This window comes from Limnothrix sp. HT2024, assembly GCF_059138625.1.
Genome location: NZ_CM181121.1, coordinates 4442984 through 4454721, shown reverse-complemented (window position 1 = coordinate 4454721; position 11738 = coordinate 4442984). Strand labels below are relative to the sequence as shown.

Annotated in this window: 7 protein-coding genes; all 7 read right to left on the bottom strand. The window is 58.8% G+C overall.

Annotation, left to right across the window (positions count from 1 at the left end; genetic code table 11):
- Positions 1-201 precede the first annotated feature (201 nt).
- Entirely contained in the window at positions 202-1371 is a 1170-nt protein-coding gene (locus AC2IAX_RS18265; RefSeq protein WP_494388718.1) for a pentapeptide repeat-containing protein, read from the bottom strand.
- A 219-nt stretch (positions 1372-1590) separates the two neighbouring features.
- On the bottom strand, positions 1591-2634 hold the full coding sequence (gene tilS, locus AC2IAX_RS18260) for a tRNA lysidine(34) synthetase TilS (RefSeq protein ID WP_494388717.1): 1044 nt from the start codon (positions 2632-2634) through the stop codon (positions 1591-1593).
- Positions 2635-2706: 72 nt separating this feature from the next.
- Positions 2707-4755 (bottom strand): hypothetical protein, encoded by a 2049-nt coding sequence (locus tag AC2IAX_RS18255; protein ID WP_494388716.1) that lies wholly within the window; start codon positions 4753-4755, stop codon positions 2707-2709.
- A gap of 171 nt (positions 4756-4926) precedes the next feature.
- Positions 4927-5883 carry an energy-coupling factor transporter transmembrane component T family protein gene (locus tag AC2IAX_RS18250; protein ID WP_494388715.1) on the bottom strand — a complete coding sequence of 319 codons (957 nt, stop codon included), beginning with the start codon at positions 5881-5883 and terminating at the stop codon, positions 4927-4929.
- Between the two features lie 23 nt (positions 5884-5906).
- Positions 5907-7139, bottom strand: coding sequence for a citrate synthase (locus AC2IAX_RS18245; RefSeq protein WP_099535070.1), 1233 nt, complete (start codon positions 7137-7139; stop codon positions 5907-5909).
- Positions 7140-7156: 17 nt separating this feature from the next.
- The gene (sixA, locus tag AC2IAX_RS18240) at positions 7157-7750 is read right to left on the bottom strand and encodes a phosphohistidine phosphatase SixA (RefSeq protein WP_494388714.1); all 594 of its coding nucleotides are present in this window, start codon (positions 7748-7750) and stop codon (positions 7157-7159) included.
- A gap of 72 nt (positions 7751-7822) precedes the next feature.
- Positions 7823-11527, bottom strand: a complete 3705-nt coding sequence (locus AC2IAX_RS18235; protein WP_494388713.1) for a diguanylate cyclase domain-containing protein — start codon at positions 11525-11527, stop codon at positions 7823-7825.
- Positions 11528-11738: the final 211 nt, after the last annotated feature.

The following is an 11738-nucleotide window of genomic DNA, read 5'->3' as shown; positions in this document are numbered from 1 at the left end:
AGGAAACAACTGCGTTGCTGATCAGTGGCGATCGTCCATGATGATGAGTCCCGATGATCTTCTAAATGATGATCAATCTTGACAGGGTTGATACTCACTCAGGCCTTTCAACGTGCCTCTTTCAATGTGCCTCAATGAGCCAATTTGTGCATCTTGCACCGATGGATTTTCCTGTGGATCTTGTGGAGCTGATTGATCAAGTTATTGATCGAAGCTGACCCAGAGTCGGTAATTGGTGAAGCCACCCATCGTGCCCACGGAAATGTCATAGCGAGCATCTTCTAGGGCCCGGAAGCGCGTTTTGCTGACTTGGCGGGCCAGGACGCGGCCATCATCATTGGTTAAGTCGAACCTGGCGCGACCATTGTAAGAATCAAGCCGGATTTCAACCGACCCAGCCGGTAAATCCACCTGCCAGATATCTTGCTCGCCACTGGTCACCTCCCCTTGGGCCGTGCCGTAGCGGCTGAGGGGGTCGATCGACAGGGCGTAGGTGTTGGAGCGATTGGCCAGGGTGGGGCCCGCTTGGAAAGGACGGGTCACCACCTCGCGCTCCCAAGGGTTGCTCTCGTCGCGGTTGGTGGATTGGGGCCGTTGTTCGATCGGGGACAGTTCCACCGACAGCTCATAGGTTTCCGGGCCGCGCAAACTGCTGACCACCACTTGGTATTGGCCTTCGCTGGGAATTTCAATAAATGCTTCGCCCGTATTGGTGGCCAACCGAGACCCATCGGGCCCCAGCACATCAAAGCGTGCATTGCGATTACGGGAGGAAATCAACACCTGCATTCGCCCGGGCCGCCCATTCACCAACCACACATCACTGCGATCGCTCGTGACCGTGCCGGTGACCAAGCCGGCCGTCCCGGCCGCATTCAAAGACAGCACTTGCGGGCCACTGGCCGTTGGGGGCGAGGGCCGAAAATCAGAGCTGGAAAAGTCCACACAGCCCACGTTCGATCGCGCACCGCTGGGCACGATCGCCCCGCACAGGTTGGCCCCATCAAGGCGTGCTCCGGTTAAATCTGTGCCCCACAGGTAAGCGCCCCGCAAATCTGCACCGCTCAGGTCGGCTCCCCGCAGGTTAGCCCGGATGATCAGCGTGTCGCGCAGGTTGGCCCCTCGCAGGTTGGCCCCTCGCAGATCCAACCCATTCAAATCATTGCCCTGAAGATTGCAACTGGGGCATTGGTTGCTTTGCACCAAGTTGCGCCGATTGAAGGTGGTTTGGTTAAAGTCGCTGGCCTGGGCGGGAGTGGCAAATCCCATGGCCAGGGCGGCGATCGAGCCAGCTAACCCCCAGCGGCCGACGGCGGAAACAGCAGCAACGGCCAGGGAACGATTGCGGAAGTGGGATTCGATCGCGGACATGGCAGGGAAATATGGTTGAAATGCTGGCTGGAGTGCTGCTGAAAATTCGTTCTTTGCGAGGTTGTTTGGACGCAAGAGGCTTGAGCATCCATTCGTTTTTAACATTCGTTGGCCAAGACTGCGAGTGATCGAGGTGCGGCAATTGGTTCAAGGGCGCAGAATTCCCCAGGACTCACATTGGCCCCGCGACCAATATCAATCCCTCAATAGCTTCCTGGGTTAATCCCGTGACCGATCGCCCTGCTCAGTTTGGCCGCTGGCAGACTCGGCCGGCAACCAAACCAGCCAACGATCAAGCACCCGCACCACAGCCCCCTGAGGTAGGGAGCGGGTTTGGCTGCCCTGGGGCGCGGTCACCAAGGCCAACACCGCCGCCACTTGGGCATAGGTGGGCGATCGGGCGGTCTGTTGGGTCAACCAGCAACGCAACACCCGCCGCTGAAGGGCGATCGGCTCCCGTTGCAGTTGCGTGCGATCGAGCCGATCGCCCCCATTGCCCAGGTCTGGCCCAGCGAGATTGTGCCCATGGGTCTCCAGCCATTGGGCGGTGAGCTGTTCCAACCATTGGGCCTCATCCGCCAACAGTTCCGCCGTTTGGGCCAAGTGGCGCTCCACCTGGGGGTTAAACGCTGCTCGCAACAGGGGCAACACCTGCGATCGCAACCGGTTCCGAAAATAGCGCTGATCCTGATTGGTGCTGTCTTCCCAGCGGGGTAGCTGCCAAATTCGGCAAAATTCCGCCGTTTCTGCCCTGGTCCAATCCAGCAGCGGGCGCACCAATTGCAGCGACCCGAGCGATCGTTGCCAATCCAAAGACCCCAACCCATCGCCCCCGCTGCCGCGAATTAAATGATGCAACAAGGTTTCTGCCCGATCGCTGGCCGTATGTCCCGTCACGATCGCGCTGCACCGGTGCTGTTGGGCCAAGCTGCTCAGGGCATCGTAGCGCCAGGTGCGGGCGGCCGCCTCGTTGGCTTGGGGTGCGTCCCAGGTAGCCAAAACGGCGGGCAATCCCCAATCGTTGGCTAATTGAATCACAAAGTCCCCATTGGCGGCCGCATCGGAGCGCCAACCGTGGTTACAATGCCCCACCACCAATTCCCAATCCCAAAGGCGGCGTAAATCCACCAACAACCGCAACAGGCCGATCGAATCTTGGCCGCCGGAAACAGCCACCAACACCCTGATTCCGATCGGGAGCAGGCCGCGCGATCGCAGGGTCTGGTGAAAACGGGCATGTTGATCACTCCAGGGTTCCGCCACCCTTACTGTTCCCCCTGCACCTCAAGGAGTGGAATCGCCTAGGACTATCAATGAGCACTCTAGGACTATTGCCTAGAACTTGGGCAACTCAACGGCGGCCAACGAATCGCGCCGTTTGCGAGCCTTGGCCAAGGTGGGAGCGGGCCATTGGGGTAACGGTTCCGAGGTCGCCACTGGAGTCGATCGCGCCGGCCAATCCATCAACTCCGCTTCCAGGGACAGCACCTCCGCCAAAGGCGTTGCTAAATCTTCCCCATCAATGGGTTCAAGATCAATAGGTTCAATGGATTCCATCGAATCCAGTTCCCGAGATCGATCGCTTAGATCCAGTCGATCAGGCTCCGACAGTGGATCAAAGTCCGGCGAATGGGAGTCCAGGGGATACAAATCAATCGAAGGGCGGGCCGGGCGATCGCGCTGGCCCGATTCGGCTTCGATCATCCCTAAATCTGCCAGCGGGGGCGAACTGCTGTGGTGCGGCTCGGTCAAGGGCAGTTGGATCGATCGCCTCGGAGCGGGGGCCGGCGGGGGGGAAACTGGGCTGGGCAAATCCGCTGCCTCGGTCTCCGCCAAGGCCATCAACTTAGCCAACAGATCGCTTTGCTCCGTGGGACTGAGGGGGCGGGGCCAATCGCTCAACCACAGGGCATCGGCTAGATCATCGAGGCCATCGGGATCCAGACCCGCGAGGTCATCGGTTGCCGCCGCGTCCGGCAGGGATTCCCACTCGGAGGCCGCCCCATCGGACTCGATCGGGGGAAAAGCCTTGGGGGTAAGGTCTTGTGCATGATTAGCATGATCGGCCGATGCATGATCGATCGCCGCCAATTCTGCTTGCTGCCGGATTTGATAGGACAAATTTGGTGCGGTTTGCTCTAGATCCCAATTCAGCAAGGCCAAAATTTCTTCAGTCCGAATAGCATCGATCGGGTCGGCCGTCAGTTCCGCAGGCGGCTCCGGTGCTGGGGTCGGGATTGCCGTTGCCTCCAAATCGCCATCAGCCCAATCCCCATCAGTCCAACCCTGATCAACCCATTGATCCTCGTGATCATCAATCAAGTCACCTTGATCATCAGTCAAGTCACCACTGCCCAAGGAGGACGGCTCAGATTGCGTCAGGGCCAACGGATGCGCCAGCGATCGGGGTTCTGTTTCGTTCAAGGGCGGCAAGACCGATCGCCCATATTCCTGCTCCAGGCATTGTTCCAAGGCGGTTCGTAGTTGCAGGGTTTGCCGTTGTTGGCGCTTGAGGCGTTCCTGCAAGTCCTGTTGCCGCCCTTGCAGTTGCATCAACTCATCGGCTTGCTTTAAGCACTGCTCTTGCAGCAATGCACAGGCCCGCTCCAGTTGGGCAATGCGTCCCCGATCACAGGCCTCCTGCTGCACCCACTCCGCCCGTTCCCGATCCTGTTGGGCTAACTGAGCTTGGGCCGCTGCCAAGGCTTCGGCCAGGCGTGCCGCCTCCTGTTTGGTGCTCTCAAAATCCCGCGATCGCGCGTCGTAGAGGGCCTGTTGGGTTTGGGCCCGCATTTGTTGCAAATCCAGGGTGGCCCGGCATTCCGCCACCGCCGTTTCCAAGCGGGTCACCTGTTGCCGCAATTGCTCGTTTTCTTGGTTCAGGGACTCCGCCACCGCCACCAATTGGGCCACATCGGTCGGGCCGGTGGGCAACCCGCCTGAGGAGCGATCGGCCCTGAGTCGGGAGTTACCCAGCCGGGAACCATGCAGCCGGGAATGATTCGGAGAAGACTGATTGAACGAAGCATCATTCAGCCGAGAGCCGCCATTGTTGGGTTCTTCACGCTGAAATGGAAGTTCCGCAGGCGATCGGGCTGGTCGATTCCCTGACCAATAGGGCTGCAAAACGTCCGTGCCCGATCGCGCCGGCCCCGTTGCTGCTGGGTTGGTGCTGTTAGGATTAGGGATTTGGGGATTGATCATCTCGGAACTCGGGTTCGCTCCCGATTCCATCCGATCGCCCCGATCGGCCAGGTGATCCAGGGCCGCATCCGCTCCGTCATCCGCTCCATCCTCAACCAATGCTTCCAAAGACAGTGCTCCCGGAAAATTAACCGTCGTCCAGTCTTGGTCAGAATCAGGGCAAGGGGGCGTTAAATCCATAGTCGCTGCTCGGGCCGTTTCGCAAGCATCCCAACAAAGGGTGGCTTTCTCAGTAACGCATACAATTTTCTGGAGTGCAATTTTTTCTAGAGTGCAATCCACAAAACGCTAATCTGACGTTTTAGTAATGGGATTCAATGATGGGCCACTCCCTGATTGTGCTCCCTGATTTTAAGGTTGCCACCCCCACCAGAGCCGCGCCCCAACGATCAACAACAGCACCCCGATCGCCACCCCATCCCGGGCCCGCAGCCGGGGCACAGACAGGGGCAAAGAATGACGATCGGGACTGGTGAACCCGCGTACTTGCATGGCGGTGGCCATCTGTTCCGCCCGCATCAGCAGATTTTCCAGCAAGCGTTCCGCCACAATCAGCCAAATTTTGACCGTGCCGCGCCAACCCAGCCGCCGCCAGTTGATGGCGCGGGTGCGAATCGATCGAACCAGATTTTGCACCTCTTCCAACACCAGCGGAATAAACCGCAGGGAAAGGGTCAAGGTCAGGGTCACTTCTGCCACGGGCAGGCCCAAGCGTCCCAAAGGAGCCATCAAGCTTTCTAAACCCGCTGCGATTTCCTCGGGAGCCGTGGTCAACAAAAACAGCGTGGTGCTGTAAATCAAAATGAAGACCAAACTGCCAACTCGCACGCCCAAACCCAGCGATCGCCGGGACACCTTCAACCAGCCCTGTTGCACCAACCAATACCGATAGGAGGTGGGCTGGGGCAAGGCTTCAGGCGCGATCGCCTGGCCCGCTGGGGCTGAGCCGCTGGCCGGGTATGGGTTGTTAACCCCGCTCAAATTAGACCAATTCAAGTCCGCAGGCGATCGAGGTTGATATTTCAGGCCATAGCCATCGGGAGACAGGGCCGTGAGCAAGGTGGCAAAAAAGCCCACCAGCAACAACCAAACCAACTGCTGTCGCCAAACTCGCCAGGGAATCCCGGCCCCCACGGTCAACAGCACCAGCAAGGCCACCAACCCTAACCGGGCTACCCCGCTGGCCAAAACGGGCATCAGCAGAAAAGCCAGCAGCCAACCCAGCTTCACCCGAGAATCCAGGCGATGGAGCCAGGTGACCGGTTGCTCAAGGTACAGCCCCAAGGGGAGCGATCGCATTAAGTCCATGAACGGCAGCGCCTAGGGCAGCGCTAGTTGGCGAGCGTATCAAACCGCACGAGAGATTGGCGCTGCTCGATCGGCTGGTACGATGCCCCATGTTCACCCGTGTAGATTTGGGTGGGTCGGAAGATGCGATTGGTGGACAGTTGTTCGCGCCAGTGGGCTAACCAGCCGGCCACGCGGGCGATCGCAAAAACCGGCGTGAACAGATCCGTCGGGATGCCCAGGCGACGATAAACCAAGCCCGAATAGAAGTCCACGTTGGGGTAAATGCCCTTGTGGCCCAGGCGATCGGACACGACGCGCTCCACTTCCAAGGCCAAGTCGTAATATTGGTCGCGGCCCAAGTTGTCAAATAGTTCTTCTGCGAGGCTTTGCAGCACCGTAGCCCTTGGGTCTTTGACCTTGTACACCCGGTGACCAAAGCCCATGATTTTTTGCTTTTCCGCGATGCAGCGATCAATGTAGGGAACCACATTCTCGATCGAGCCGATCGCCTCCAGCATATCGATCACTTCCTCATTCGCCCCACCGTGCAGCGGCCCCGCCAGCGTACCCACCGCCGAAGCCACCACCGCGTAGGGGTCGGTCATGGTGGAAGCGGTCACCATTGCCGAGAAGGTGGATGCATTGATCGTGTGCTCCGCATGGAGGATCAAGCAGGTGTCAAACACCCGGGCCGCCAGGGGAGCCGGCTCGCGCTCATTGAGCATGTACAGGAAGTTGGCCGCATAGCCCAAATCATCCCGAGGCTGAATCGGGTCATTGCCCTTGCGGATTGATTGGAAGGCCGCCACCATTGTTGGAATCTTCGCCAGCAACCGAATGGCCGCTTGGCGGATGTAGGCCGGGTTGGGCAGGGCCCGCCGCGAATAAAACAGCCCCAGGGCCGCGGCCGAAGCTTGCAGCGCATCCATCGGGTGGCCGCTTTCCGGGAAGCATTTCATCATGTCCCGAATCCGGAACTTCACCCGCCGATGATAGCGAATGTCATGCTCAAATTCTTCCAGCTCTTCCCGGGTGGGCAAACAGCCCCAAATCAACAAAAAGGTGGTTTCCAGGAAGGTGCTATGCCGCGCCAACTCCTCGATCGCCATCCCTCGATATTCCAAGATGCCGTTTTTGCCATCCACATAACTGATGGCCGATTGGGTTGCGGGAACACCTTCGAGACCCGGCCGGAATTCACAGGCAGGGGCAGCCGTTTTGGCTGAATCGCCAGTGCTTTCGTTGACGCGATCGGAGGTCGCTGGTGTAGCCATAGGGCAAGGGCAGAAAACTATAGGAATAATCGGGGAGGGGTCAGCCAAAAGAGCTGGCTGCAACCAAGAGGAGAACCCATGGGGGGCAAAATCAAACCAATAATACCTGCTTTTTTCAGCACGATTGTGTCCCGTGCATCATTGATCGGGTTTCCATCACCCCAGATCAGTTGGTTGGCCCACTGGCTGAGGGTGGGTTCGTGGCCCACCAGGGCCAGCCGCAGCCGGGAAGAGGGCTTGGCGGGAAAGGCGGCTTGGGCCAGGTGCTGGGTTCGCCACTGATCGTAGCGCTCTAACCAGGGGTCGATCGCCCGATCGGGGGTCAGTTCGGGCCAAGTCTCCACTTGGGCGGCCAAGCCCGCCCCTTGCAGAATGGCGGCGGTTTCCCGGGCCCGCACGAGGGGGCTGGTGACCAGGGTGTCAAAGAACAGCTTCTGTTCCCGCAGCCGATCGGCCATGGCGTGGGTTTTGGTTTGGCCCGCAGGGGTGAGAGGGCGATCGTCATCGTTAACATAGGTGCCGCGTTCGGCGGCGATGCCATGGCGAATTAAATACAGCTCAATGGCAGAAATCACGGAGGACATGGAGGTTTTAGCCAAACCGGTAGCCAAACCAGGTTAGCCAACTCCGGGTTTCTCATCAAATTTTCAAAAATTTTCAAAAATTTCTAATTTCCGCCGTGGCTAGACCGCCGCTTGCCCGATCGAGGGGTGATTGGCTCGCACACAATAGCGATCGCGCCCGGCCTGCTTGGCACAGTAAAGGGCGGAATCGGCCATGGCAATCAGGGTCGCAGGTTTGCAGTCACTGCTAGGCACGAGGCAAGACACGCCAATGCTGACCGTCACAAAGGGGGCCACAATCGATCGCTCATGGGGCAGTTGACGACCACGGATCCGGGTGCGGACTTGATGGGCAATGGCGATCGCCCCTTCCAAGGGAGTTTCCGGCAAAATAATCGCAAATTCCTCTCCCCCGTAGCGAGCCACCAAATCCGCCGGCCGGCAAATCATGTCTGCCAACACCCGCGCCACTTGAATCAGGCAATCATCACCGGAGGGATGGCCATAGCAATCGTTGTAGGCCTTGAAGCAGTCCACATCCAACAACAACAGGCTCAGGGGACGGCCCGATCGCGCCAAGCGGGCCCACTCCCGCGCCAGGTGCTCATCGAATCCCCGTCGATTGGCCACTTGGGTTAGCCCATCCAGTTGCGCCAAGCGGGTTAGTTCTTGGTTGGCCCGCTGGAGTGCCTGTTCGGCCCGTTGCCGCTCCAAAATTTGAATTTCGAGCTGACGATTCGACTCAATCAGGGCTGCGGTGCGATTGGCCACTTCCGCTTCCAGCGATCGGGAATAGTTGGCCAGAATGGTGGCGGTTTTTTGGCGCTCGGTGATGTCTTGAAAGGTGACCACCGCATAGGTGACCTGCCCCGCTTCATCGGTGATGGGCACAGCCCGCATTTCAAAGGGAATGCGCCTGCTGCCCCGATCGAGTTCAATGGTCTCCGTCACGGCCGCTTGGCCCGTTGCGCCCAACTGCACCGGGATCTGAGCCAGCTCAATCGGCTGATCGGTTCCGGCCCGATACAGGCGATCGGCCAGCGATACCGACAAGGGCGCAGCCGAATTTAAACTCGGGTCTAAGTTCGGATCTAAATTCAGCAGTTGTCGCCCCAAGCTGTTCAGGTAGAGCAGATCGCCCCCCGCTTGATAGACCGCCACCCCCACAGGCAACGCATCCAGAAACAGGGCAATTTTTCGCTCATGCTCGGCGGCCACTCGCTGTTGTTGCAGTTGCAGTTGGCGCACCTGCAAATGGGCCCGGGTGCGGGCAATCAGTTCGCTAGCCGTTACCGGTTTGGTGAGGTGATCATTAGCCCCTGCTGCCAAGCCGGCCACAATTTCTTGAGGACAGGCTCGCTCGCTTAACAGGACGATCGGCAAGGCCTGCGGCGACCAGGTTTGGCGCAACTGAGCAATCACCTCGTAACCCGTGAGATCGGGCATTCGCAAATCTAGCAACAGCAAGTCAGGCACAGGGCCTTGTTGAATTTGGGCCAGGGCCGATCGCCCGCTGAGGGCCACAGATACCCGAAACCCCGGTTCCAACGCCAACCAGTTGGCCAGCCCTTGCAAAATCAACGGATCATCATCCACCACCAGAATGTGAGATGGCAGCAAATTGGGATCGGCGGTGGTTGGGGGCTGGGGCTGGGGCGCTGTCCAATGGTGGCTGGGGGCGATCTGGAGGGTGGGGGATCCCTCTGTCCAGGCGATCGGGATTGTGAAACTGATGCGCTCGCGGGTTGTGGGAGCAGCAGTCGTTGTGCGATCTCCCGAGGAACTCTCCGGATGATTTCCCGAGTGATCCCCCCAGCCATGGCCGCAGACATCCCCCAAAGCCAGAGTTCCCCCATGTAATTCCACCAGGCGCTTGGTGATGGTTAAGCTCAGGCCACCAATGGAATCTAACTGAGCTGGCTCTAGGACTAGGGACGGGGGAGAATCAGCCATCATGGGCAGCACCGCACCCCCCTGAGCAAGGGCCGACTCTTGCCCCCAAGACCCGATCGCCGGTTCCGGGCCCCGATCGAGCGTTGACACCCGCACCATATCTTGCTCAGACAAAAACTCAGCCGTAATCAGAATCTGTTGGCCCGCAGTCTGTTGAATTGCATAGTCCAATAGATTCAGCAAAATTTGCTGGAGCCGATCGGGGTCGGCCATTACTGGCGGCAACTGGTCAGGAATTTGCATCACCATGGTCAGATGCCGTCGATCGGCCAGGGGCTGCAACATCGTGATCGCCACCTGCACCGCCGATCGCAAATCGATCGCCTGCGGATCCAAACGCACATCCCCGTAACGCAACCGCGCCACATCCAGCAAATCATTCACCAAGTTTTGCAGGCGCTGATTACTGGTCAACAACAGTTCCAAATTCGTTTTTTGCAGGGAAGTCAGCGGGCCGCCCGTCCCCCGCAACAAAGACTCCACAATCGCAATCATCCCCACCAAGGGCGATCGCAGGGCATGGGAGGTGCTGGCTAAAAACTCATCCTTGAGCCGATCGATCCGTCGTAGCTCCTGATTTTGGGCCGTCAGTTGAATAAAAGCCCCCTCCACGCAATTGGCCATGAAGTTAAAGGCCCGGGCCAATTCCCCCAGGCGATCGGGGCGATCGTCCCCCGTCACCCGTCGCTGCCACTGGCCACTGGCCAACGCTTGGGCCGCCTCATGCACCTCCATCAACGGCCGCGTCACCCAATGGGCCAAACCCCAGCCCGTCAATCCCGCCAGCACCATTGCACCGCCACACAACCCCCAAATCAGCCACAGGTTGTGCTCCAGGGGACTGCTATAGACCTGATGGGGAGTCACCACCACCAACCACCAGTCCAAACCGCTGGCATCGTTGAACGGCCGCAAAAAAACGGCGTACTGTTCCTCATCGACCGTCATGGTGGCTTGGCGATCCTGAAGCGGTTGCTGACCCTGAATTAACCGCATCGCGGCCCGGGCCGCCTCCGCCGTCACGGGGTTTTCGCTGTTGGTGGCTGCCAGGCGCTGGCGACCCCCTCCAGCCAACGGCAGCACCACCGGTTTTTCCCCCGTGGAAGCAGCAATTAAATGGCCGCTCCGTTCCAAGATCAGGAGTTGCCCCGGCTTTCCCGCCTGCATCGTGGCCAGCCGTTGCCCCAGATGCGAAAGCCGCAACCCCGCCATTAACACGCCTAACGGATTGCCCCGATCGCCCCACAACGGTTGAGTCACACTTAAATAAGTTGTGGTTTTCTGAAAGGGGGGATCAATAATGCTCCAAGTGGGTTCCCCTGTCCCGACCGCCATTCGATACCAAGGTTGCTGTCGAAAATCTGGATTGGGAACGTTGGGCAAACAATCAACCTGGGCCTGGCGATCGCCCTGATGGTTCACGAGATAGCGACAAAGCTCCCCGGTGCCGGTAGTGCTACGGATCAGCAGCTTGCCCCGACTGTGACGCTCAACCCCCGTGAACTCCCCGGTGGCCGTTGCGAATCCCACCCAATCCACATCATCACTGGTAATCACCTGATTCCACAGGTAGCGATCGAGTTGAACCCCTTGGGGCATGGTGTTGGTTTGTTGAATTCGCTGGTCTGCGACCGGGCGCAAATTATTCGCATTCCGTTGGTTTGCGTCTTGCAACCCGCGCAAGACCTCCTGCAACAGGTCATCGGCGCGATCGGCCGTATCTCGCTGCATTTGCGCCAACACGCCCAAAATGGACGATTTGCCGCCGGCATAGGACAAATATCCCACCAAGCTCACGATCACCAAGATTTGCGCCATAAATGGCACAACCAACACGATCGGGAGTGGCAAACGTCGCAACTGCTGAATCATGAAAACGGTTTTCTGATCAAGGTTTTCTGCTCAATTGAGGTTGCGGCATCATCTAGGCTTGCCAAGCAGCGACCAAACTCAACCTCGATCCCATCCCAACCCCAGCAACGGTTCACGACAGTAGCCCCTAGCGATAGCTATCTATTCCCACCTGGCGATTGACCGAATTTTGCTGCACAACGAAACCAACTGCGAGTGATCGATTATCTGA

Coding starts and splice junctions, on each gene's coding strand:
- AC2IAX_RS18255 (WP_494388716.1), bottom strand. CDS start 4,755: ATGGATTTAACGCCCCCTTGCCCTGATTCTGACCAAGACTGGACGACG.
- AC2IAX_RS18250 (WP_494388715.1), bottom strand. CDS start 5,883: ATGGACTTAATGCGATCGCTCCCCTTGGGGCTGTACCTTGAGCAACCG.
- AC2IAX_RS18245 (WP_099535070.1), bottom strand. CDS start 7,139: ATGGCTACACCAGCGACCTCCGATCGCGTCAACGAAAGCACTGGCGAT.
- AC2IAX_RS18235 (WP_494388713.1), bottom strand. CDS start 11,527: ATGATTCAGCAGTTGCGACGTTTGCCACTCCCGATCGTGTTGGTTGTG.
- AC2IAX_RS18265 (WP_494388718.1), bottom strand. CDS start 1,371: ATGTCCGCGATCGAATCCCACTTCCGCAATCGTTCCCTGGCCGTTGCT.